This is a genomic window from Sphingomonas sp. PvP018 (genome assembly GCF_017876865.1).
Taxonomy (GTDB): Bacteria; Pseudomonadota; Alphaproteobacteria; order Sphingomonadales; family Sphingomonadaceae; genus Sphingomonas; species Sphingomonas aerolata.
On record NZ_JAGIOU010000001.1, the window covers coordinates 2,583,031 to 2,606,777 of the forward strand.

Annotated in this window: 21 protein-coding genes; 12 read left to right on the plus strand and 9 right to left on the minus strand. The window is 68.4% G+C overall.

Annotated elements, in window-relative coordinates:
• Window positions 1-25 precede the first annotated feature (25 nt).
• Entirely contained in the window at window positions 26-367 is a 342-nt protein-coding gene (locus tag J3A66_RS11355; protein ID WP_209568973.1) for a PilZ domain-containing protein, read from the minus strand.
• Window positions 368-597: 230 nt separating this feature from the next.
• On the opposite strand from J3A66_RS11355, the gene sucC reads away from it, so the two are divergent.
• From sucC to J3A66_RS11380, 5 genes are all read left to right on the plus strand, one after another.
• Window positions 598-1,800 (plus strand): ADP-forming succinate--CoA ligase subunit beta, encoded by a 1,203-nt coding sequence (gene sucC, locus J3A66_RS11360; RefSeq protein ID WP_031440309.1) that lies wholly within the window; start codon window positions 598-600, stop codon window positions 1,798-1,800.
• 231 nt (window positions 1,801-2,031) lie between these two features.
• A complete protein-coding gene (locus tag J3A66_RS11365) occupies window positions 2,032-2,778 on the plus strand; it encodes an electron transfer flavoprotein subunit beta/FixA family protein (RefSeq protein WP_031393439.1) in 747 nt (248 codons plus the stop codon).
• Complete coding sequence (locus J3A66_RS11370) at window positions 2,775-3,704, plus strand: electron transfer flavoprotein subunit alpha/FixB family protein (protein WP_209568975.1); 930 nt, start codon at window positions 2,775-2,777, stop codon at window positions 3,702-3,704. The genes J3A66_RS11365 and J3A66_RS11370 overlap by 4 nt, the downstream gene beginning before the upstream one ends.
• Window positions 3,705-3,869: 165 nt before the next feature.
• Window positions 3,870-4,625, plus strand: coding sequence for a TonB family protein (locus J3A66_RS11375; RefSeq protein WP_209568977.1), 756 nt, complete (start codon window positions 3,870-3,872; stop codon window positions 4,623-4,625).
• Window positions 4,626-4,667: 42 nt separating this feature from the next.
• Window positions 4,668-5,906, plus strand: a complete 1,239-nt coding sequence (locus J3A66_RS11380; protein WP_209568979.1) for a dipeptidase — start codon at window positions 4,668-4,670, stop codon at window positions 5,904-5,906.
• Between the two features lie 3 nt (window positions 5,907-5,909).
• On the opposite strand, the gene J3A66_RS11385 is transcribed toward J3A66_RS11380, so the two are convergent.
• Genes J3A66_RS11385 through bamE form a run of 4 tightly spaced genes read right to left on the minus strand, consistent with a single transcriptional unit; the run spans window position 5,910 to window position 10,325 of the window.
• The gene (locus J3A66_RS11385; protein WP_209568982.1) at window positions 5,910-7,184 is read right to left on the minus strand and encodes an MFS transporter; all 1,275 of its coding nucleotides are present in this window, start codon (window positions 7,182-7,184) and stop codon (window positions 5,910-5,912) included.
• Window positions 7,156-8,160 carry a histone deacetylase family protein gene (locus J3A66_RS11390; RefSeq protein WP_209568984.1) on the minus strand — a complete coding sequence of 335 codons (1,005 nt, stop codon included), beginning with the start codon at window positions 8,158-8,160 and terminating at the stop codon, window positions 7,156-7,158. Before J3A66_RS11390 ends, J3A66_RS11385 begins: the two co-directional genes overlap by 29 nt.
• Window positions 8,161-8,183: 23 nt before the next feature.
• Window positions 8,184-9,758, minus strand: a complete 1,575-nt coding sequence (locus tag J3A66_RS11395; RefSeq protein WP_209568986.1) for a lysine--tRNA ligase — start codon at window positions 9,756-9,758, stop codon at window positions 8,184-8,186.
• Between the two features lie 57 nt (window positions 9,759-9,815).
• Window positions 9,816-10,325 carry an outer membrane protein assembly factor BamE gene (gene bamE, locus J3A66_RS11400; protein WP_031396395.1) on the minus strand — a complete coding sequence of 170 codons (510 nt, stop codon included), beginning with the start codon at window positions 10,323-10,325 and terminating at the stop codon, window positions 9,816-9,818.
• Between the two features lie 129 nt (window positions 10,326-10,454).
• On the opposite strand from bamE, the gene J3A66_RS11405 reads away from it, so the two are divergent.
• Window positions 10,455-10,961, plus strand: coding sequence for a ubiquinol-cytochrome C chaperone family protein (locus J3A66_RS11405; protein WP_107931007.1), 507 nt, complete (start codon window positions 10,455-10,457; stop codon window positions 10,959-10,961).
• Window positions 10,958-11,482 (plus strand): YceD family protein, encoded by a 525-nt coding sequence (locus J3A66_RS11410; RefSeq protein WP_209568987.1) that lies wholly within the window; start codon window positions 10,958-10,960, stop codon window positions 11,480-11,482. Before J3A66_RS11405 ends, J3A66_RS11410 begins: the two co-directional genes overlap by 4 nt.
• 18 nt (window positions 11,483-11,500) lie before the next feature.
• Here the strand turns inward: J3A66_RS11410 and J3A66_RS11415 are convergent, their stop codons facing one another.
• Together J3A66_RS11415 and J3A66_RS11420 are read right to left on the minus strand one after the other, a co-directional pair.
• Window positions 11,501-12,040: a histidine phosphatase family protein gene (locus tag J3A66_RS11415; protein ID WP_031396398.1), complete on the minus strand. Its 540-nt coding sequence runs from the start codon at window positions 12,038-12,040 to the stop codon at window positions 11,501-11,503.
• A gap of 10 nt (window positions 12,041-12,050) precedes the next feature.
• Complete coding sequence (locus J3A66_RS11420; protein ID WP_348634041.1) at window positions 12,051-14,780, minus strand: ATP-dependent DNA helicase; 2,730 nt, start codon at window positions 14,778-14,780, stop codon at window positions 12,051-12,053.
• Between the two features lie 306 nt (window positions 14,781-15,086).
• Between J3A66_RS11420 and J3A66_RS11425 the strand changes: the two genes are divergently transcribed.
• From J3A66_RS11425 to J3A66_RS11445, 5 genes are all read left to right on the plus strand, one after another.
• Complete coding sequence (locus tag J3A66_RS11425) at window positions 15,087-16,466, plus strand: glycosyl transferase family protein (protein ID WP_209568992.1); 1,380 nt, start codon at window positions 15,087-15,089, stop codon at window positions 16,464-16,466.
• A complete protein-coding gene (locus tag J3A66_RS19280; protein WP_245336806.1) occupies window positions 16,432-17,652 on the plus strand; it encodes a hypothetical protein in 1,221 nt (406 codons plus the stop codon). The genes J3A66_RS11425 and J3A66_RS19280 overlap by 35 nt, the downstream gene beginning before the upstream one ends.
• 43 nt (window positions 17,653-17,695) lie before the next feature.
• A complete protein-coding gene (locus tag J3A66_RS11435) occupies window positions 17,696-18,610 on the plus strand; it encodes a sulfite exporter TauE/SafE family protein (RefSeq protein ID WP_037529957.1) in 915 nt (304 codons plus the stop codon).
• Between the two features lie 38 nt (window positions 18,611-18,648).
• The gene (locus J3A66_RS11440) at window positions 18,649-19,368 is read left to right on the plus strand and encodes a TIGR02186 family protein (RefSeq protein WP_052149151.1); all 720 of its coding nucleotides are present in this window, start codon (window positions 18,649-18,651) and stop codon (window positions 19,366-19,368) included.
• Between the two features lie 88 nt (window positions 19,369-19,456).
• On the plus strand, window positions 19,457-21,148 hold the full coding sequence (locus J3A66_RS11445) for a DUF87 domain-containing protein (protein ID WP_209568994.1): 1,692 nt from the start codon (window positions 19,457-19,459) through the stop codon (window positions 21,146-21,148).
• A 43-nt stretch (window positions 21,149-21,191) separates the two neighbouring features.
• On the opposite strand, the gene J3A66_RS11450 is transcribed toward J3A66_RS11445, so the two are convergent.
• Both J3A66_RS11450 and J3A66_RS11455 read right to left on the minus strand, forming a co-directional pair.
• Complete coding sequence (locus J3A66_RS11450; RefSeq protein WP_159511982.1) at window positions 21,192-21,836, minus strand: BLUF domain-containing protein; 645 nt, start codon at window positions 21,834-21,836, stop codon at window positions 21,192-21,194.
• Window positions 21,837-22,043: 207 nt separating this feature from the next.
• The gene (locus J3A66_RS11455) at window positions 22,044-23,573 is read right to left on the minus strand and encodes a M23 family metallopeptidase (RefSeq protein ID WP_209568995.1); all 1,530 of its coding nucleotides are present in this window, start codon (window positions 23,571-23,573) and stop codon (window positions 22,044-22,046) included.
• Window positions 23,574-23,747 lie beyond the last annotated feature (174 nt).

Consider the following 23,747-nt stretch of genomic DNA (forward strand, 5'->3'; position numbering starts at 1 on the left):
GTCGGATCGTGGTGCGGTCGCCGGTTTACCGCTGCGACAGCGCCACGATGTGGTCGAACACCGCAGGGTGTAGCGGCTTGGCGAAGGCGCAGCCATATTTGAACCTGTCGCGCCACGCGACCACCGCCTCGAGCGCGGCGAGGCCAGGCAAGGTCAGCCACACGACCGTCCCCGGCCAAAGCGTGAAGCTCGTCTCGGCCCGGAACCCCGACAGTGACAGGTCGGTCACTTCGATCTCGAACCGCGTCTGGCCGCGGTCGCGCAGATGCGCACGCATCCTGACGGATTTGCGCAACGCCCGGCGCAACTCTCCACCGGGCTCTTCACCGGTCCGAGTCTCAGGCGAGTCGTAGGCGGGGTCTGTCATGGTTCAACTCTGGCACGAAAAGGGTTACTTTTCCGCAAATGTTTGTGATCCGGCAGGCGTTTCGATCCGCTGCGGCGCGCATCCACAAAATGGCCAAAAATCAGTGATCCCCTCGCTCTATTGCGAACGAGACGCAAGTGCAAATGCCTTAAGGGTGGATTTGCGGCGCGCCCTGTGCTTTACGCGCTGGCAATTCCCGAGTTTCCCAAAAATTGCGTGGAGCCTTCCCGATGAACATCCATGAATACCAGGCCAAGGAACTGCTGGCCAAGTTCGGCGTCCCCGTCCCCGCCGGTTTCGCGGCGCTGACCGTCGAGGAAGCCGTCGAGGCCTCGAAGAAGCTCCCCGGACCGCTCTACGTCGTCAAGGCGCAGATCCACGCCGGCGGCCGCGGCAAGGGCAAGTTCGTCGAGCTCGGCCCCGACGCCAAGGGCGGCGTCCGCCTTGCCAAGACCGAGGACGAGGTTCGCGCGGCGGCAACCGACATGCTCGGCAACACGCTCGTCACCATCCAGACGGGTGACGCGGGCAAGCAGGTCAATCGCCTGTACGTCACCGACGGCGTCGACATCGACAAGGAATTCTACCTCGCGCTGACGCTCAACCGCACCACCGGCCGGGTGATGATGGTGGCCTCGACCGAAGGCGGCATGGACATCGAGGCGGTCGCGCACGACACGCCCGAGAAGATCCAGTCGATCGACATCGACCAGGCGACCGGTTTCATGCCGCATCACGGCCGCGCCGTTGCCGCCGCGCTCGAGCTGACCGGCGATCTCGCCAAGCAGGCCGCGAACACCGCGTCGAAGCTGTATGACGCGTTCATGGGCACCGATGCCGAGCAGATCGAGATCAACCCGCTCGCGGTCACCAACGACGGCAAGCTGATGGTGCTCGACGCGAAGGTCGCGTTCGACGGCAACGCGCTGTTCCGCCACAAGGACCTGCTGCAGCTGCGCGACGAGACCGAGGAAGATCCCGCCGAGCTCGAGGCGTCGAAGTACGACCTCGCCTATATCAAGCTCGACGGCGACATCGGCTGCATGGTCAACGGCGCAGGCCTCGCCATGGCGACGATGGACATCATCAAGCTCAACGGCATGTTCCCGGCCAACTTCCTCGACGTCGGCGGCGGCGCCAACAAGGAGAAGGTGACCGCGGCGTTCAAGATCATCCTCGCGGATCCGAACGTGAAGGGCATCCTCGTCAACATCTTCGGCGGCATCATGAAGTGCGACATCATCGCCGACGGCATCGTCGCGGCGGCGAAGGAAGTGAACCTGTCGGTCCCGCTGGTCGTCCGCCTCGAGGGCACGAATGTCGAGAAGGGCAAGGAGATCCTGGCCAATTCGGGTCTCGCGATCGTCCCGGCGAACGACCTTGGCGACGCCGCCAAGAAGATCGTCGCAGAGGTGCAGAAGGTCGCGGCGTAACCGCTGTCGGCCTCGCATACTGACTTCGCGAAAAACGGGGCTCGGACGGAAACGTCCGGGCCCTTTTTCGTTGGTATCGCAGCCGGTCCGATAGGGCGGTCGTCGTGACGCTACGGTATCCGATGTTTCCGTACCGCACTTGCGAAAACGACGCGAAACCGCCATCTGTCGCACCAACGCAGCCGGTAACCGGCGGGCGAAACGAACATATTCACCTTGGAAGGAATCCTGATGAAGGTGCTGGTGCCGGTCAAGCGTGTGCTTGACTACAACGTGAAGCCTCGCGTGAAGGCGGACGGAACGGGCGTCGATCTGGCGAACGTCAAGATGAGCATGAACCCGTTCGACGAGATCGCGGTCGAGGAAGCGATCCGCCTGAAGGACAAGGGCGTGACCGAGATCGTCGTCGTGTCGATCGGCGAGCAGAAATCCCAGGAAACGCTGCGCACCGCGCTCGCCATGGGTGCCGACCGCGCGATCCTCGTCCTCAGCGAGACCAAGGTCGAGCCATTGGGCGTCGCCAAGATCCTCGCCAAGATCGTCGAGGAAGAACAGCCCGACCTCGTCATCCTCGGCAAGCAGGCGATCGACGACGACAACAACCAGACCGGGCAGATGCTCGCCGGCCTCCTCAACTGGGGCCAGGGCACGTTCGCGTCGAAGGTCGAGATTGCCGACGGCTCGGTCCATGTGACGCGCGAAGTCGATGGCGGCGCGGAGACGGACACGCTCAAGCTGCCCGCGATCATCACCACCGATCTTCGCCTCAACGAGCCGCGCTATGCGTCGCTGCCGAACATCATGAAGGCTAAGTCGAAGCCGATGGCGACCAAGGCGCCGGCCGACTTCGGTGTCGACGTGACGCCGCGGCTGACCACGCTGAAGGTCGTCGAGCCCGCCAAGCGCTCGGCGGGGATCAAGGTCGCTGACGTCGATGAGCTCGTCGGCAAACTTAAGACGATGGGAGTCGCAAAGTGAAGACGCTCGTTTGGGTCGAACATGACGGTCAGGTCGTCAAGGACGCCACGCTTTCCGCGGTCACTGCCGCGAGCAAGCTCGGCGAAGTCCATCTGCTGGTCGCAGGGCAGGGGGTCGACGCCGTCGCCGCCGCCGCTGCGAAGATCGCCGGCGTCGGCAAGGTGCACGTCGCCGATGACGCGGCGTTCGCGCACGCGCTCGCCGAAAACGTCGCGCCACTGATCGTCGAGCTGATGGGGCATCACGACGCGTTCGTCGCGCCGTCGACCACGCACGGCAAGAATATCGCGCCGCGCGTCGCCGCGCTGCTCGATGTCATGCAGATCAGCGACATCCTCTCGGTCAAGAGCGACGACACGTTCACGCGCCCGATCTATGCGGGCAACGCGATCGCCACCGTCCAGTCGTCGGACGCGAAGAAGGTCATCACCGTCCGTGGCACCGCGTTCGAGAAGGCCGCCACCGAAGGCGGCTCGGGCGAGATCGAGGCGGTCGCCTCGACCGGCGACAAGGGTCTGTCGACCTTTGCCGGCGCGGAGATCGCCAAGAACGAGCGTCCCGAACTGACCAGCGCGAAGGTCATCGTTTCGGGCGGCCGTGCGCTGGCCTCGAGCGATCAGTTCCACGCGCTGATCGATCCGCTCGCGGACAAGCTCGGCGCGGGCGTCGGTGCAAGCCGCGCCGCGGTCGATGCGGGCTATGCCCCGAATGACTATCAGGTCGGCCAGACGGGCAAGATCGTCGCCCCCGAAGTCTATGTCGCAGTCGGCATCTCGGGCGCGATCCAGCATCTCGCGGGCATGAAGGATTCGAAGACGATCATCGCGATCAACAAGGACGAGGACGCGCCGATCTTTCAGGTTGCGGACATCGGCCTGGTCGGCGATCTGTTCAAGATCGTCCCCGAACTGACCGAAAAGCTCTGACGCCGCCCCTCCTCCCCCGCCAGGGGGAGGTGGCAGGCATAGCCTGACGGAGGGGAGGATAGACGGACCCATATTGCGCGTCCTCCTCCCCCACCCACCAAACCCCCGGACAGCGCCGCGGCCCGAACGCTTGCCGCCCCGCGCCAACCTCCCCAGATATCAGTCATGTACGGCGTCCAACCCCATCCGCGCGACCGGATCCTGTCCGCCGCCGGCGCCGCTGCCCTGTGTGCAGCATTGGGCTATGCGCTGATCCTCGGCCTCGGCGTCAGCCTCCCGTCGGCGATCCCCGACGCGCTCAAGACCTTCGCGGTCGGGCCGCCGCCCCCGCCGCCGCCATTAGAAAAAGTCGTACCCCGCCCGGCGAAGAGCCACCGGCCCGAAGGCGCCGCATCACCCGCCAATCTCCGGTCGAAGGCGACCGAACTCGTCGCGCCCATCCCGATCGTCCCACCCGTCATCCCGCCGCCGATCGTCGCTGCGCTCAAGCCCGGCGTCGGCAGTGCGGCGACGACCGGCGCCGCGCCGGTCCTGGGGCCCGGTACCGGCGCGGGCGGTGAGGGAGACGGTACCGGCAGCGGCCGCTACGGCGACGGCGACGGCGATGGCGGTGACGAGAGCCCGCCGCGGCTCTTGAAGGGGCGGTTCCGGAACAGGGACTTCCCCAATGCGGAGGCGATCATCGGCGCGGGCGGCGTGGTCGGTGTCCGCTACACCGTCGAGACGAACGGCCGCGTCACCGGGTGCAGCATCACGCGCTCGAGCGGCAATGCAGTGCTCGACGCGACCACCTGCCGGCTGATCGAGCTGCGCTATCGCTATCGGCCCTGGCTCGATGCCGCGGGGCGCCCGGTCCGCTCGACCGTCGTCCACAACCAGGAATGGGTCAACGAACTCGGGGCCCCCGAGGACGACGACTGATCCCCTTGCCGCCGCCCGACGCGGCGGGCACGATGGCGCGGCATGATCACCGCCCTGCTCCTGATCGCCACGCAGGCAAGCGCGGTGCCCGTCGCCCCTGATCCCCGTATCGCCGCGCGCGTCGGCCGGGTGCTCAGGAAAAACCCGGTGATCGACGGCCATAACGACCTCGCCTGGGAAATCCGCGACGTGCACGGCGCCAAGGTCGAATCGCTCGATCTCGCCACGGACACGCGCCCGCTCCAGACGGACATTCCCCGCCTGCGCAAGGGCCGCGTCGGCGCGCAATTCTGGTCGGTGTGGGTCCCCGCAGATATGACCGGCCCGCGCGCGGTCGAGATGACGCTCGAACAGATCGACATCGTCCGCCGGTTCGTCGCCGCCAATCCCGCCGCGCTCGAACGCGCGACCAGCGCCGCTGATATCCGTCGGATCGAGAAGGCGGGGCGGATCGCGTCGCTGATCGGCGTCGAGGGCGGGCACCAGATCGACGGCCGCCTCTCCGTGCTGCGCCAGTACCGCGCGCTCGGCGTCGGTTACATGACGCTGACGCACGGCAAGAGCCTGAACTGGGCGGACAGTTCGACCGATGCGCCGTGGGCGAACGGGCTCAACGATTTCGGCCGCGCGGTCATCGCCGAGATGAACCGGATCGGCATGATCGTCGATGTCAGCCACGTCTCCGACGCGACGATGCGCGCAGTCCTCGCCGTCGCCAGGGCGCCGGTGATGGCCTCGCATTCCAGCGCCCGCGCGCTGACCGACGCACCGCGCGACATTCCCGACGACCTGCTCGCCGCAATCGGCGCGAACGGCGGGATCGTCATGGTCAATTTCTATCCGGCCTTCGTCTCGACCGCGTGGCGGGCCTGGGATGCCGACCGGACCGCCTTCGCCAAGACTGCAGGCGTGCCCGCCAACGTCTACGGCGCGCGTTCACCTGCGCCACTGGTCGCCTGGGACCGGGACCATCCCGAACCGCGTGTTACCGCCGCGACCGTTGCGGATCATGTCGAGCATATCGCGCGGGTGGCTGGCCGCGATCATGTTGGCCTCGGCGGCGATTATGACGGCATCAACGGTACCGGGCCCGAGGGCATGACAGGCGTCGACGGCTATCCGCTGCTGTTCGCCGAACTCGCGCGGCGCGGCTGGAGCGATGCCGACATGGCCAGGCTCGCCGGCGGCAATATGCTCCGCGTCATGGATGCCACCGACGCGGTCGCGCGCTCGCTGTCCGCGCTGCCGCCGGGCGACGCGATCGATATCGCCTCGCGCTGAGGTTCAGGGCACCGGCATCCGCGGTGCTGCCACCGGCTCGACCCGCAATGGTGGCACCGCGCGCAGCCTCAGCCCGATCGCCAGCGCCGCCCCGCCGACGACCAGGCAAAAGCCCGTCACCCCGGGCCAGCCGGCATGCGTCCACGCGAACCCGCCCGCCGAGCCCAGCACGCTCGACCCCATATAATAGAAGAACAGATAGAACGCAGCCGCCTGCCCGCGCGCGCCACCGCCCGCGACGCTCTGTGCCCGCCGCCCGACCCACGCGCTCGCGATCGAATGCGCGCCGAAAAAGCCGATCGTCACCACCGCGATCCCGGCGATCACCAGCGCCAGCGGCTGCATCGCGGTCAGCGCGACACCGCCGATCAGCACCACCACCGGCACCCAGAAGATCGTCCGCCGCCCCAGCCTGCCGGCGAGCGTCCCGAACCGCGCCGAGCTGATAGACCCGAGGACATAGAGCAGGAACACCGCGCCGACCGCCGACTGGCTGAGCCCGTAAGGCGGCCCCATCAGCCGGAATCCTGCATAATTGTAGACGGTGACGAACACCCCCATCAGCAGGAACGCCTCGAGATACAGCAAAGGCATCGCCCGGTCGGTGAACAGCGCACGCGCATCGCGGACCAAGGCCGCCGGTCGGCCCGCGCTGGGGCGGAAGTTGCGTGACGGCGGGGCCAGCCGGCGAAACCCCTCCGCCATCGCCAGCCCCGCGACCCCGACCGCGGCGATCGCGAATCTCCACCCGCCGAAATCGGCGACGAGGCTCGCGACCAGCCGTCCGCCCATCCCGCCGATCGCGCTGCCCGCGATATAAAGCCCCATCGCACCCCCGACCGACGCCGAATCGACCTCCTCGGCGACATAGGCCATCGCCACCGCCGGCACCCCCGCGAGCGCCACCCCGGTGAGGAACCGCAGCACGAGCAACCCGCTCCACCCCGGCACCAAGGCGGTCGCCAGCGTCAGCGCACCCGCCGCGAACATCGCCGCGATCATCAGCGGCCGCCGCCCGAGCCGGTCGGACACCAGGCCTGCGAACAGGATTCCGATCGCGAGCGGCCCCGTCGCCAGCGAGACCGCAAGCGACGCCGCCTCCGCGCTCAGGGCGAACTGCGCGGCGAACGACGGCAGCAAGGGCTGCACCGAATAAAGCAGCGAGAAGGTCGAGAACCCCGCGAACAGCATCGCCAGCGTCAGCCCGCGATAGGCCGGCGTCCCCGCCGCGATACCCGTCCCTGAAATGTCAGAATCCCCGCAGGAAGCTGTCGACATTGTGGCCGAGCGCATCGACCGCATAGCCGCCCTCCATGACGATCGCGGTCGGCCAGCCGCGCGCCGCGATATCGCGCGCCAGCACCGCATAATCGGGCGTGGTCAGCGCGAAGTGCGAGATCGGATCCCCCGCCCACGTATCCGCGCCGAAGCTGACGACGAGCAGCCCGGGATCGAACGCCGCGATCGCGTCGAGCGCGATCGTCTGCGCCGTGCGAAACGCGTCGATCGTCGTGCCGTGGGGCAAAGGCAGGTTCAGCGTCGCACCGCGACCGTCGCCGTCCCCCGTCTCGTCCGCATGCCCCCAGAAGAACGGATAGTCGGTCCGCGGATCGGCATGGACCGAGGCGTAGAACACATCGCCGCGGTCGTAGAAGATGTCCTGCGTGCCGTTGCCGTGATGATAGTCGATGTCGAGGATCGCGACGCGCGCGACGCCCGCATCACGTGCCGCCTGCGCTGCGATCGCCGCGGTGTTGAGATGGCAATAGCCGCCGCAATAATCCGCACCCGCATGATGACCGGGCGGCCGGCACAGTGCGAACGCCGCGCCGTCGCCCTCCAGCACCGCGTGCGTCGCGGCCAGCGCGGACTGCGCGCTGCCATAGGAAGCGGCCCAGCTGTCGGGGGTGATCGGCGTCGTTGCGTCGAAGCTGTGCGCGCCGATCATCGCATCGATCCGCGTCAGGCCGAGCGGTCGCCGCCCGCGGATCGGAAACGCATAGGGAATCGCATCGCCCGTCCGCCCCGCCTCGCGCCACAGCCGCGCCGCGTCCTTCAGGAACGTGACATAGGCCGGCGAATGCACCGCGAGGATCGCCGCCTCGCCGCGATCCGCCGGCGTCTCGACCGGCCCCAGCGCGGCCAGGATCGCATCGACCCGCGCGGGCATCTCCGCATAGGTCGTGAAGCCGCCATTGTGCAGCTCCTGAGTCGGCGCATGCGCCCGCTGCCGGTCGTCGAAGAACATGCGCATCGGGTATACCCTCGTAAGGAGTGTCAGGTAGCGGGGCGGGCGAGCGCCTCCGCGATCAGCTTGCGCGAATTGTCGATCCCGTACAGCGCGATGAAACTGCCCATCCGCGGCCCCTGTTCGGAGCCGAGCAGCGTCTCGTACAGCGCCTTGAACCAGTCGCGCAGGGTCTCGAACCCGCCGGTCTTGCCGATCTCGTAGACGATGTTCTGCACATCCTCCGCGCTCGCATCGGCGGGCAGCGCGGCGAGTTCGGCATCGAGCCGTTCGAGCGCCGCGATCTCGACCCCTTCGGGCGCACGCCGCTTGAGCGTCGGCGCGACAAAATCGCGGCCGTACGCCAGCGCATGGTCGATCAGCTTGTCGAGCTCGGGATAGCTCTCCGCCGACGCATCGGGGACATAGTTCGCCAGATAGCCCCAGACCTGCGCCTTGCTCGCATCGCCCATCACGCCGACGAGGTTGAGCAGCAGCCCGAACGTCACCGGCAACTCGCCCTCGGGGAGCTTGCCGTCATGGATGTGATGCACCGGATTGCCGAGCTTCTGCTTCAGGTCCTGGCCGGCATAATTGCCGCGGAACTGCCAATATTCGTCCACCGCGCGCGGGATCACGCCCATATGCAACGACTTCGCCTTCTTCGGCTCGCGATACGCGTAGAACGCCAGCGATTCCTGCGGGCCATAGGTCAGCCACTGGTCGAGGCTGAGGCCATTGCCCTTGGACTTCGAGATCTTCTCGCCATTCTCGTCGAGGAACATCTCGTAGTTGAAGCCCTCGGGCGGGCGGCCGCCGAGTACGCGCGCGATCTTCGACGACTGGGTCACCGAATCGATCAGGTCCTTGCCCGCCATCTCGTAATCGACGCCGAGCGCGACCCAGCGCATCGCCCAGTCGACCTTCCACTGCAGCTTGGCCTTGCCGCCGAGCACGCTCTGCTCGATCCGCTGCCCCTCATCCTCGAACGCGATCAGCCCGGCCTCGGCATCGATCACCTCGATCGGCACCTGCAACACGATGCCGCTGGTCGGCGAGATCGGCAGCACCGGCGAATAGGTCGCGCGGCGCTCGGCGCGGAGCGTCGGCAGCATCACGTCCTGGATGCCCTGGAAATGCCGCAGCACGCCCTTCAACGCCTCGTCGAAACGCCCGCTCGTGTAATAGTCGGTCGACGACGCGAACTCGTAATCGAAGCCGTAGCGATCGAGGAATTCGCGCAAAATCGCGTTGTTATGTGCGGCAAAGCTCGAATGCGTGCCGAACGGATCGGGGATCTGCGTCAGCGGCTTGCCGAGATGCTCGCGTAGCATGTCGCCATTGGGGACGTTGTCGGGCACCTTGCGCAACCCGTCCATGTCGTCCGAAAACGCAATCAGCCGGGTCGGCGTGTCGCTCAGCGCGTGGAAGGCGTTGCGCACCATCGTCGTGCGCAGCACTTCGTTGAACGTGCCGATATGCGGCAGGCCCGACGGGCCATAGCCGGTCTCGAACAGGATCGGCGCGCCCTGCTTGCCCTGCGGATAGCGCTTGAGGAGTTTGCGCGCCTCCTCATACGGCCAGGCTTTGGATTCCAGGGCGGCGGTGCGGAGCTCGTCGGTCATGCCCCGCGCCCTAGCGCGAAGGTACGAGTCTGCAAAGTCCGCGACCGCCCGGTAGCGTTAGGGCCGCGTGCGGCCCGTACCCGTATTGGCGCCACCGCCGCCGCCCGTGCCGGGGGCACCGACCGAGCCGATATTGCCGAACAGATCCTGGAAGAAGCCGCGCTGGCGACCCAGCGTCGGCGTCGTCTTGCCATCGGGGCTGATCGACGCGACCTGATCGAGCCCGCCGCGACGGATCGCGGTGACGGTGCCCTGCTGGTCGAAGCTGATCTGCAGCGTGATCTGCGCGTTCGGGCGCGGGTTGCGGAACGCCAGGTTGCGGCTGTCGCGCGCCAGATAATACCAGTCGCCCTGGTCGAACTGTCCCGCGAGCGTCGGCTTGCCGAGCGTCTGGAGCACCGACTGACGGTTGTCGACGCCAGGCTGGACCGAGTTGACGAGGTCGACATCGACCACATAGCCCTGATGCGAGCGAAGCTGCGTGCAGCCTGCGCTCGTCAGGCCGACGAGCGCGAGCGCCGCGACGCTGGCCGTACGGCGTGTCAGGCGGAATGAAAGGACGCTCATATACTCTCCCGGGGCGGGGTCACGCGATACTGGCAGCAGCACGATTGCATCGGCCGCGGATCGCCTCGATATGCGAGGTTGCGCAGGCAAACAAGCCGCCGCGCATTGGCGACGGGAAGGCGACAGGATTTGGGCTGGTTCGGCAGGCTATTGGGCGAGAAGCACGACGAGGCGCTGCCACTTTATACCGCGGTCGTGCAGCGCGCGCGCGCGGAGCACTGGTATCGCGACGGGCAGGTGCCCGACACGGTCGACGGCCGCTTCGACATGATCGCCGCGGTGCTCGCGCTCGTCATGCTGCGGATGGAATCGGAGCCATCGGGTGGTGAGCCCGCCGCGCGACTCGCGGAACGCTTCGTCGACGACATGGACGGGCAGCTTCGTGAGCTCGGGATCGGCGACATCATCGTCGGCAAGCATATCGGCCGGATGATGAGCATGCTCGGCGGGCGGCTCGGTGCCTATCGCGACGGGCTCGCGGCCGGTGATCTCGACGGACCGCTGGTCCGCAACCTCTATCGCGGTGATCCGCCCGCGCCCCCCGCGCTCGCGCATGTCCGCACGGCACTCACCGACTTCCACGCCGCACTCGCCGGTGTCCCGCTATCAACCTTACTCGCCGGAGAGCTGCCATGACCCCCGAATTCAGCCGCCCCGAGCGACTCGACACGATCGGCGAGCGCGATCGCAGCGTGACCTTCGCCGCAACGCCCGAGGAACGCCGCAAGCTTGCCGCACGGTTTGCGATCCTGTCCGTCGACCTGCTCGAGGCGCGCTTCACGATCCGGCGGGACACTGCCGGGATCGTCGCCAACGGGCATGTGACGGCAAAGGTGGTGCAGGCCTGTTCGGTGACCGACGAACCGCTCACCGCGACGATCGACGAACCCGTCGCGCTGCGCTTCGTTGATGATTTCGGCGCGGTCGACGGCGAGATCGAATTGTCGGACGATGCGCTCGACACCGTGCCGATCGATGGCGGTGCGGTCGATCTGGGGGAAGCGGCGGCCGAGACGCTCGCGCTCGCGCTCGATCCCTTTCCCCGCGGCCCCAATGCCGCGGCCGCACTGCGCGCCGCCGGGGTGATCAGCGAAGATGAATATCAGCCGGTCAACGCGTTTTCGGGGCTGAAGGCCCAGCTCGAGGGCAAGGGCTGACGAGTCCGGCCCGACGCGTCAGTCCGCGTCGGGCCCCAGCGTCGGATCGAGATCGCGCGGCCGGACGAAGCGGGTGAACCGCGCCGATCCGCTCGTCAGATCGTCCCAGTCGTCGATGTCGAACTGCAGCTCGGCAAGACTTGCGGTCGGATATTTGTCCTCGACCGCGTCGCGGAACGGGTGGGTCACGTCTGGGGTCAGCAACAGGACGAGATCCTCAAGCCCCGGATTATGCCCGATCACCAGCGCGCGATCGACGCCGCGCGGCAGATCGCGGACGAGGTCGAGAATCGTCCCCGCCGACGCCAGATACAGTCGCCGGTCCCAGTCGGGTGCCAGCGTGCGTCCATAGCCCGCGACGATCTCGTCGAGCGTCTCGACGACACGGACCGCGGGCGAGGCGACGACATGGTCGAACGCGAGCGACAGCGTGCGCATCTGCCGCCCGATGATCGTCGCGGCGCGGCGGCCCTTGGCGTTCAGCGGCCGGTCGAAATCGCGCGAGACCGTGTCGTCCCAGCCCGACTTGGCATGGCGCAGCAGCGTCAGCGTCTTCATGGCTCGGGCGTCATGATAAGGGTCCTCGGGCCGGTTCGCCCGCCTCATGCCTCAAGGCGGCGCGCGAGGAAAGCCGTGCCGCGACTCGGGTCACCGCTTCGTCGAGCGTCACGCGCGTCACCGGCACACCGGGCGGGAACGCGCTGAGCAGCCGCGACGGCATCGCCGCGGACAGCATGACGAACGCGCCCGAATCGTCCGCACGCCGGATCAGCCGGCCGAACGCCTGCGCCAGCCGCGCGCGGATCAGCCGGTCGTCATATACGGCACCGCCGCCGGCAAGCCGTCGCGCGGCATGCAGCACGGTCGGCTTGGGCCAGGGCACGCCCTCCATCACCACCAGCCGCAGCGATTCGCCGGGCACGTCGACCCCGTCGCGCAGTGCATCGGTGCCGAGCAGCGACGCGCCCGGGTCATCGCGGAAGATATCGACCAATGTGCCGGTATCGATCGGATCGACATGCTGCGCGAGCAGCGGCAGCCCTTCGCGCGCCAGCCGGTCGGCGATCCGGCCATGCACGCCGCGCAACCGGCGGATCGCGGTGAACAGCCCGAGCGTCCCGCCGCGCGAGGCGACGATCAGTCGGGCATAGGCGTTGGCCAGCGCGCCCACATCGCCGCGCTTGACGTCGGTGACGATCAGCACCTCGGCCTGCGTCGCATAGTCGAACGGGCTGAGCGCGGCGAATCGCGCGGCCGGGCGGGTGAGATGCGGTGCGCCGCTGCGCGCCTCGGCGATCTGCCAGCCTTCCTCCGCGCTGCCGCCCCCGGTCAGCGTCGCCGACGTCACCAGCGCGCCATGCGCGGGTTTCAGCACGACCTCCGCAAAGGGCCGGGTCGGGTCGAGCCAGCGGCGGTGCAGCCCGATATCGAATTCGCGTCCCTCGACCCGGTCGACCGCGAGCCAGTCGACGAAATCGGCATCTGCGGGCCCACCGACGCGCGCCAGCAGCGAAAGCCAGGCCGCCACCGTCTCGGCGCGCCACCCGATCGACGCGATCGCGCCCTCGACGCGCGCGCGCGCCGGTCCGTCGAGCCAGTCGGGCGCCTCGCTCAGCACCGCCTCGAGCCGCCGGCCGAGCGTGACCAGCGGACGCACCAGCGCGTCGAGAGCGGCCGCGGCAGGTGCGGCGGCCTCGATCAGCGTCGGATCGGGTTCGGCGAGTTCGGTCTCCAGCCCATAGCCCGCATCGCCCGGCTGTTCGGCGCGCGCATAGGTCAGCCCGCGAACCGCGGCGAGCAGCTCTTCGATCGGCCCGAACGGCGCGCCCTCGCCGATCCGCTGTAGCCAGCCCTCGCTCGCCAGCGCGCCGGCCGCGGCCACCGCCTCGCCGATCGCGCGATTGCCGGCCTCGTCATAGCTGGCGAGATCGGACAAGCGTGCGGCCAGTCCGCGCCGCCGTCCCCGGCTGCTGCCCTCGGGACCGATGATCCAGCGGCGCAACTCGATCGTCTCGCCGCCGGTCAGCGCGGTCGCGAACATCGAATCGGCGGCGTCGAAGATGTGATGCCCCTCGTCGAAGACATAACGCGTCGGCCGCGTCGCGAGTTCGCGTCCGCGTGCTGCGTTGACCATGACCAGCGCATGGTTGGCGATGACGATGTCGGCATCGGTCGAGGCGCGTGCCGCACGTTCGATGAAGCATTTGCGGTAATGCGGGCAGCCGGCATAGACGCACTCGCCGCGCCGGTCGGTCAGCGCGGTCGATCCGTTGCGCCGGAACAGTGTCGGCAGCCAGCCGGGCAGGTCGCCGCCGACCATGTCGCCGTCCGCGCTATACGCGGCCCAGCGCGCGACGAGCTGCGCAAGCACCGCCGCCCGCCCCGCAAAGCCGCCTTGCAACGCGTCTTCGAGGTTCAGCAGGCAGAGATAATTCTCGCGGCCCTTGCGCGTGACGACCTTGGTCCGGCGGACCGCGGGATCGGGAAAGAGCCGTTCTGTCTCGCGTCCCAGCTGGCGCTGCAGCGCCTTGGTGTAGGTCGAGATCCAGACCGCGCCACCCGCCTTTTCCGCCCAGATCGAGGCGGGGGCGAGATAGCCGAGCGTCTTGCCGATCCCGGTCCCCGCCTCCGCCAGCACCAGATTGGGCGAATCGCGCACCGCCCGCGGTGCGAACGCGGCCGTCGCCGCGGCGGCATAGGCGCGCTGCCCCGGTCGCTCCTCCGCGCCATGCCCGGTCAGGTCGTCGAGCCGCGCCTCGGCATCACCCGGCTCGATCGCGATCGTCCGCGGCGCGGGGCGCGGAGCCTGCTCCTCCCATTCGGGCAGTTTCGAAAACAGCCAGCGTTCGTTGACCGCGGGCTTGGCCAGCCGTTCGGCGACCACCGGCGCCCAGGGCCAGCGTAACCGATAGAGCGACTGCGCCGCGGTCCAGGCCCCCTCGCGTTCGGGCCAGTCGGCCGCGTCGGTCAGCGCCAGCATCGCCTCGGCCGCGCGCAACAGGAACGGCGCGACATCGGCATCCTCGGTCGGCAGGTCGAGACCGGTGACGCGGGCGATGCCCTTTGGCGTCGGCACCGCAAACTGCGCCGGGCGCAGGAACGCATAGAGTTCGAGCAGGTCGAGTCCCGACAGATCGGCATAGCCCAGACGCTGGCCGATCAGCGCGGCGTTGAGCAGGATGACGGGGGTATCGGCAGCGATCCGGATCGCTTCGCCACGCCCGATCCCGCGCGTCTCGCCGCCCTGCGCGACCCAGATGCCGCCATGGCTGGCGTGAAGGGCGGGGTAGGCAAGCACGTTGCCGACCGTGCGCGATGCGGAACGAATTGGCAACCTCGCCGTGCCGAAAAGCCGCAATACCAACTTGTACGTGGGTCTCATCGGTGATGAGGAGCCGTCCTCGCCCTGCCGAACAGACGCTGAGTCGCGCACCGGGCAGCGTGGCAGGCGATGTTCATTCGATCCAAATTTCAGCATCGGTCGGCGGACGAGCCAAGTCATTCCAATATTCTGACGATCGGTCGGCCGACACCTGTCCGAAACGGATCATGTTTGGTCCGTTACGGCGGGGACAGCGGATAGTCTTGCCCGGGGAGAGGGCCGATGAGCGAGTCGCTGGGGATCATCGATATCATCGTGCGCGAGGCGGTGGCATTTGCTGCGGTCGGCTTGCTGATCGGCGGCATCGATGACCTCCTGGTCGACATCGCATTCTTTGTCTGGAAAATCTGGCGCGGACCATCGACCTTGCCGGGCATGGACGCGCTGCCCACGCCGTCGGAGCCCGGCCGGCTCGCGGTGTTCGTACCGGCCTGGGACGAGGTGGCGGTGATCGGCGCGATGTTGTCGGCGGCGGTGGCGCGGTTCGACCATGACGATTACCGGATCTTCGTCGGACTCTATCCGAACGACCGCGCGACGATCGACGCCGCGGCGCGCGTGGCGGCCCGCGATCCGCGGATCCGCCTGGTCATCGGCCAGCGCGATGGGCCGACGACAAAGGCGGACTGCCTCAACACGCTCTGGCATGCGCTGCGCCGCGCCGATGATCGCGACGGGCGGCGGACCAAGGCGGTCGTGCTGCACGATGCGGAAGACGTCGTGCACCCGCTCGAACTGCGCGTGTTCGATTCGCTGATCGACCATTATGCCGTCGTGCAATTGCCCGTCCTGCCGCTCGTCAAGCGCAGCTCGCGACTCGTGTCGGGGCATTATGCCGATGAGTTCGCCGAAGCGCATATGAAGCAGCTGGTCATCCGTACCGCGCTCGGTGCGGGGATGCCGCTGGCGGGGACGGGGTGTGCGATGTCCACCGCGATCCTCGATACCGTGGCGGCGACCCGCGACGGCGATCCGTTCGACGCGTCCAGCCTGACCGAGGATTATGAACTCGGGCTGCGGATCGCCCAGCTCGGTGGGGCCGGACGGTTTGCGCGGATCGTCGACGATGCGGGCGCGCTGATCGCGGTGCGGGCGTTCTTCCCGGCGACCTTCGATGCCGCCGTCCGGCAAAAGGCGCGCTGGATGACCGGGATCGCGCTGGCGGGCTGGGACCGGACCGGCTGGGCCCGTCCGCAGGCACTGGCCGATCACTGGATGCGGATGCGCGATCGGCGGGCGCCGCTCAGCATGGTCGTGCTGGCCGCCGCCTATGTCGGGCTGACCGCCTGGGTCCTGACGTTCCTGGTTCATGCGATGGTCCCGGCCGCGCAGGGCTGGCCGGCGATGCCGGTCGTCTGGCTGGCGGGGGCGAATATCGGGCTTCTCGTGTGGCGGCTCGGGATGCGGATGGCCTTCACCGCGCGCATCTACGGCTTGGCCGAGGCATTCTGGTCGCTGCCCCGCTTCGTCGTCGGCAATGTCATCAGCCTCATCGCCGCGCCGCGCGCCGTGGTCCGCTATATTGCGATGCTGCGCGGCGCGGCGCTGGTCTGGGACAAGACCCGGCATGAATTTCCCGATCTTCGATCATCGGGAGGGTGAGCGGGACGCACACGCTGCGCCACGGGTGAAGGGCGGGCGGCCGCTCCGTTTTCTCGCCGCCGCGCTCGGCGCATGGGTCGTGATGCGGATCCTGGTGCTGTCACCCTATGCCGCGGGGGTGCTGTCGCCCGGCGGATCTGGCAGCCTGCAGCGTCCTACTGTCGTGGCGGGCACGCGGCACGATCGGCAAGCTTCGCCCTCAGCCCGCGCCGTGGGTATCGCCACTACCGACCATCGTCGCGCCACCGCCGATGCGAACATCACTGCTGCCGCGGCCCACCGCCCCGACCGGCGTGTCACGCCGTCGCGACCGCCCTACTGGACCATCGGGCATGGTGCCCACGCGTCGCGCAGCCATGCCCGCGCCGCGCCGGTGCTCGCCGCGGTCATCCTGAACGCGGGCACGCGCGCCGTTGACGTTCGCACGACGCTCGCTGCAGATCGTGACGCCCAAGTCGCTATGGACGTCCAGCCCGACCTCGCGCTCGACCGGCAGGGCCGGATCGCGATGCTCCCGCCGCTCGGTCCGGCCGCGATCGGTGCGACCCGCGCAACTGCGCACGCGCCGCTGAGCGTCAGCAGCTGGCTGCTCGCGCGCGGTGGCGCGTCGGGTACGGTATCGGGGGGGCAATTGGGCGCATCGCAGGCGGGGGTGCGGGCCGTCTACGGAATCGACCCATCGCGGCGGCTCGGGCTGACCGCGCGGCTCGCCGCGCCGCTCGAGGGACGCGGACGCGAGGCGGCCCTCGGCATCGAATGGCGGCCGACCCGCTGGCCCGTCCGTCTGATCGCCGAACAGCGCTTCGTCCTCGACGGGGGCCGCGGCGGCCCGACGGTCGGCGTGATCGCAGGCTACGGCCCCGCCGAGATCGCACCCGGTGCGCGCATCGAGACCTATGGCCAGGCGGGGGCGATCATGCGCGACGGCGTCGAAGGGTTCGTCGATGCCGCCGCGCGCCTGACGCACGGCGTCGCGGATCGCGGTGGGCTCCGTCTCGACGCGGGGGTCGGCGCTTGGGTGAGCGCGCAGCGGGGGGCGACACGGGGCGATCTCGGTCCGTCGCTCGGGCTCGCACTGCCGCTCGGCCGACGATCGGTCCGTCTCGCACTCGACTGGCGCCAGCGTATCGCCGGCACCGCCCGGCCCGGCTCGGGTCCCGCATTCTCGGTCGGCAGCGACTTCTAGCCGGCCGCTAGCCCCCGCGGCCGGTTTGCGTATAACGACGCGCGTGGACCTGTATCTTCCCATCGCAAACCTGTCGGTCAATGCGCTCGTCATCATCCTGCTCGGCGGCGGTGTCGGGCTCTTGTCGGGGATGTTCGGGGTCGGCGGCGGCTTTCTGACGACGCCGCTGCTGATCGTCTATGGCATCCCGCCGACCGTTGCCGCCGCCTCGTCCGCAAGCCAGGTCACCGGGGCAAGCGTGTCGGGCGTGTTCGCGCATTTCCGCCGCAACGGCGTCGATGTGAAAATGGGCGGCGTCCTCGTCGCAGGCGGCATATTGGGCGCGTTCTTCGGCGCCTGGCTGTTCCGGCTGCTCCAGCAGAGCGGCCAGATCGATACCGTGATCGCGATCGTCTATGTCGTGATGCTCGGCTCGATCGGCGGCATGATGGCGAGCGAATCGATCGGGACGATCCGCCGTGCCCGGACCGGCCGCCCCGCCAAGCCGCGCAAGCGACGCCATCACCCGCTGGTCGCCGCGCTCCCGCTGCGCACGCGATTCTACGCCTCGGGCCTCTATATCTCGCCGCTGGCGCCGCTCCTGCTCGGCTTTTCGACCGGGATCCTGACCATGTTGCTGGGGATCGGCGGCGGGTTCATCCTGGTACCGGCGATGATCTATCTGCTCGGCATGGCGACGTCGGTGGTGGTCGGAACCTCGCTGTTCCAGACGCTGTTCGTCACCGCGGTGGCGACGATGGTGCATGCGACGACGACCAAGGCGGTCGACATCGTGCTGGCCGGGCTGCTGCTGATCGGATCGGTCGTCGGCGCGCAGATCGGTGCGCGGTTCGCGACCAAATTCCGTCCCGAATATCTTCGTCTCGGGCTCGCCGTGATGGTGCTGCTCGTCGGCGCACGGATCGTGCTCGGGCTGGTGTGGCGGCCCGAGGAGATCTTCTCGGTCACGCTGTCGTGAAGCCCGGCGCGCCGCTCCTCCTGCTCGCGCCGCTGCTGATGGCGCAGGCCAAGCCGGTGCTCGTCCCCGACGTGTCGCAGCGCAATATCGAGATCGCCTACAGCTTCACCGGGGCCGAACTGCTGCTGTTCGGCGCGATCCTCTATCCCGGCGGGCGCCTGCCGAGCGGCGAGAGTCCCACCGACATCGTCGTCGTCGTCAAGGGGCCGACCCAGTCGATCGTGATGCGCGAGAAGGAGAAGGTCGCCGGCATCTGGGTCAACACGTCGCGGCTGCGCTATCGGTCCGCGCCCAGTTTCTATGCGATCGCCTCATCCAAGCCGATCGGGCGGCTGGTCGACGACCGCACCCGGGCGATCTACGAACTCGGCCTCGACAGCCTGCAATTGTCGCCCGCGTCGAGCGCGCCGATTCCGACGCAGGACCGGTTCCAGCGCGGCCTGGTCGACCTGAAACGGCGTGCCGGGCTGTATTACGAGGCGCCGGGCGCAGTCGAGATCACCGATGACGTGCTGTACCGCGCGCGGGTTTCAGTGCCCGCGCGCGTACCGGTCGGGCGCTTCACCGCGGAAACCTTCCTGATCCGCGACGGCCGTGTGCTGGCCGCGGCGGTGCGCGACATCGACATCCGCAAATCGGGGTTCGAACGCTTCGTCGCGCGCGCGGCCGACCGGTCGGCGATCGCCTATGGCCTGGTCGCGGTCTTTCTCTCGATCTTTCTCGGTTGGGCGGCCGGCTGGATCGCGCGCCGGGTCTGAGGCGCGCGAGCGCTCACGCATTCTTTACCCGTGCGCGGCATGGATGCGGACATCTGGCAAAAGCCGGAGGATCGAGGACCGACCGCCTATGACCGACATGCCCGCCGCCCATCTGTTCCAGCGGGCGATTGCCGCCGCGGCGATCGTGGACGGCGCGGGGCCGGACGCACACCCGGGGGGACAGGCCGACGTCCCGATCGGCGTCATATCCGCGATCGCCGGTGCCAGCAGCCGGGTCCTGCTCGACCGGACCGCGATCGCGCCGCTGCTCGCGCACTCCGACGCGGTGCTGGCCGCCGCCGGCCAGGTCGGCAGCCAGGTCAAGATCCGGGTCGGCACGTCATGGATCATCGCCAATGTCCGCTCGCTCGCGCTCGAGGCGGCGATGGGCAGCGTCATCGCGGGCGAGATCGATTTCCTTGGCGAGGGGGATGAGGACCGGGCGACCGGCGCGTTGTACGGATTCCGCCGCGGCGTGACGCGCTATCCCATGCCGGGCTGCGAGGTGTTCGCGGTCACGACGCGCGACCTGCGCGAGGTCTATGCCGCCGAGGACCGCGCGAATATCGCGATCGGTACCGTCTATCCGACCGCCGACGTTCCCGCCGCGCTGTATGTCGATGCGATGCTGGGCAAGCATTTCGCGCTCGTCGGCTCGACCGGCACGGGCAAGTCGACCGCTGCCGCGCTGATCCTGCACCGGATCTGCGACCTCGCGCCGCAGGGGCATATCGTGATGATCGACCCGCATGGCGAATATGCCGCGGCCTTTGGCACGAACGGCGCAATCCACGACGTGTCGAACCTGCAAATGCCCTATTGGCTGATGAATTTCGAAGAGCATTGCGAGGTCTTCCTGACCAGCACCGGGGAACAGCGCCAGTTCGATGCGGACATCCTCGCCAAATGCCTGCTTGCCGCCCGTGCGAAGAGCCGGCTCGGCCAGGCGATCGCCAAGCTGACGGTCGACGCGCCGATTCCCTATCTGCTCAGCGACCTGACCGGCATCATCAGCCTCGAAATGGGCAAGATGGACCGCGCGGGCGACATCAGCCCCTATCTGCGGCTCAAGGGCAAGATCGACGAGATCAAGGCGGATCCGCGCTATGGCTTCATGTTCTCGGGGATGCTCGTCGCGGATACGATGGCGGCGTTTCTCCAGCGCATCTTCCGCCTGCCCGGCGACGGCCGGCCGATCTCGATCATCGACGTATCGGGCGTGCCGTCGGACATCACCGCCGTCGTCGTCGCGATGCTCGCACGGATGACGTTCGATTTCGCGATCTGGTCGCGCAACGAGCCGCAGCGACCGATCCTGCTCGTCTGCGAGGAGGCGCATCGCTACATCCCGAACGATCGTCAGGCGGAAAGCTCGGTCGGGCGGATCCTCGGACGGATCGCCAAGGAGGGCCGCAAATACGGCGTTTCGCTCGGGTTGATCACGCAGCGCCCGTCCGATCTGGCGGAAGGCGTCCTGTCGCAGTGCGGGACGATCGTCGCGATGCGGCTCAACAACGAACGCGATCAGGCCTTTGTCCGCGCGGCGATGCCCGAGGGCGCACGCGGCTTTCTCGAATCCATCCCTGCGCTGCGCAATCGCGAGGCCATTATCTGCGGGGAGGGCGTTACGATCCCGATCCGCGTCGCGTTCGACGATCTCGAGGACACGCGCCGCCCTGCCTCGAGCGATCCGCTCTTCTCGGCGCTATGGCGCGATGTCGGCGGCGAGGAGCAGATTATCGACCGGACGATCCTGAAATGGCGCGCGCAGGGCAAGTGAGCCGGCTGTCGGTCGTCGTGGCGGGTGCTACTCGCGGCGGCGCCTAGGCGGCGTAGTCGGTTTCGGTGATCTCGTTGTCCGCCATCAGCCGCAGCCGGTTGATCAGGCGGCATGCGATCTCCGGCTTGCCGGGCCCGTTCGGGGTGGCGAGCATCGGGATGAGCTGCTGGTCGACGAACGTGTCGGGACCCGAATAGGCCAGCGAAAAGCGCCGGAACCCCCGGTCGAGGCCGATCATGTCCGTGATGATCGTCACGTCGCTATGGCGCCGGTCGGCGCTCAGCCGCGCGAGCAGATTGGAGATCGCCGGATCCGGTCCCTCGACCAACTGGACGAAGTGCAGATCGGTGATGATCAGCGCGCCGGTGATGCCGGCCTGTGCGTTCCGCGCACTGGACTCGTTGACGATCTCCATCAGCGCGCGCTGATCCATCGCGATATCGGGCTTGATCTTGCTCAGATACAGCACTGTCCGCAAGGCTGGCACGGGCGTCGCGCGGGCGGGCCGGATCGCGGTGACGGGTGTCGGCCGGGGTTGCGGCCGGCTGGCGATCCGCAGGGCCCAGTCCTGCTCGCGGCGCATCGCGCGTCCCGGAACATAGCCCTGGATCGAAATGAGCCGTCCGGTCGCGGTCGAGGAGAGCCCTGTCTGCATGATCGTCACATATCCGGTAAAGCGATGGTGCATCCCGCCTAGCATGGCGCATGTCAGCACTGTAATATCGTAGAACTACGAACCGGACTTTAGTATGGGATCTGCGTCCGTGATCGGGACCCACAGCGCGTTAGTCTGTTCGAATTCGGAAAGATGATCGATCAATAGTGCACGCGGTCGACACGGGCATCTGCGGGGACTCGGTGGCGGATGCAGATCCGTATGGCGCGGCGCGCGTTGCTAGGTGCCGGTGCGGACCGCGAGCAGGCGGGCGACCCGCGCCTTGAACGCGCGCAATGCCGGGCCGGACAGCTGTGCCGCGCTCGCCAGCGATACCGATCGCGGATTGATCGCGCCGCCATTCCTCCACACTTCCCAGTGGAGATGCGGCCCCGTCGACATACCGGTCGAGCCGACATAGCCGATGACCTGGCCCTGGCGTACGCGCGTGCCCGATGCGACCGCGATCCGGCTCATATGGCCATAGCCGCTCGCCAGACCGCCGCCGTGGACGAGCTTGACGAAATTGCCATAGCCGCCGGTCCGGCCCGCGAAGCTGACCACCCCGTCGGTCATCGCATGGATCGGCGCGCCCCGCGGCGCCCCGATGTCGAGTCCCTTGTGCATCCGCGTGAAGCCGAGCAGCGGATGCACGCGCAGGCCGAAACCGGACGTGATGCGGCCCATCACCGGCATGCCCGACACGGCGCGGCGTTCGGTCTGGCCATTGGCGTCGAACCAGCCGCCGCGGCCGGCGTCTTCGCCCTCTGCAGTGTCGAGATCCGACTGGTTGTTGGTCGCAGCGGCCGGTGCGAAGCGGACGAGCTGCAGCGTGCGCCGTCCCTGGTCGATCCCGGCGAACAGCAGCGCGCCGATCCGCGTTTCGCCGGTCGCGGCGCGTTCGCGGGCAACGATCAGGTCGAAACGGTCCGTCGCGCTGACGTCGCGACCGATCGAAAGCCGCGTCGCGATCGCCTTGATATAGGTCTCGACCGCCTTGGCCGGCACGCCGGCGGCGCGCATCGACCGGTAGAGGCTCGATCCGGCGAGCCCCTGGATCCGCAGCGGCGTGCGGTCGACCGCGATCGCCGTGCGCGTCATTGCCAGACCCGCTGCGGTGCGGTGCAATGATACGTCGAGGTCGAACCGTGCGCGCACCGCGAGCGAGTCGAGCGGACGCGCGACCGTGCGATTTGCACGCCGGCCCAGCGTCAGCGCGATCCGCGTGCCCGCCGGGATCGCGCCGGGATCGACCGTCTGCGCGATCAGCGCCGATGCAGCACTGGCGTCACGCCGGCTGACGCCCGCGCGGATCAGGACCCGGTCGAAGGCATCGCCCTGACCCAGTGTCGCGGCAAGATCGACGCTGGGCCGTTCGGGGGCCTGCGCGAGCGGCACGACAAGGTCGTTCGCCGCCATCCGCCGCCCCGTATCCGCGCCCTGGCCGAGCGGCGCGATCGCCAGTGCCCGCGCCTGCTCGCGTGCCGAACCGGCCAGCGGTGCGGGGACGCCGCCGGTCAGCGGACGAAAGCCGGGGGCGAGCATGACGGTCGCAGCGCACAGCGCGGTGCAGGTCGCGAGGCCGCGCCACCACGTCGCACTACCGATCGCGCTGCCCAGATCGGGCACCCAGTCGATCCGTGCTGCGGCGTCGTGCAACCGCGTGATGCCCCGGGGAATTGCGTCGGAACCGGTGGTGGCGGCGCGCCCGAAACCTCGGGCGTCGATGCCGCCCGCCAGCGCCAGTTCCTGCTCCGTCCCTAGATACACGTCGCGCACCTCGTGGCCCAAATTCCTGGCGCACATTTCCGGCCAGGCTCGCCGTTCCCCCCGGCGCGGGTCGGAGTCCTGTGCAGCAAGGGTCCTAAAGTCAAATTAACCCGCCGCACGCCAGCCACGCACGACGACGAGGCGTGGTGCGGCGGGGGCGGACGGAAGCCTGTG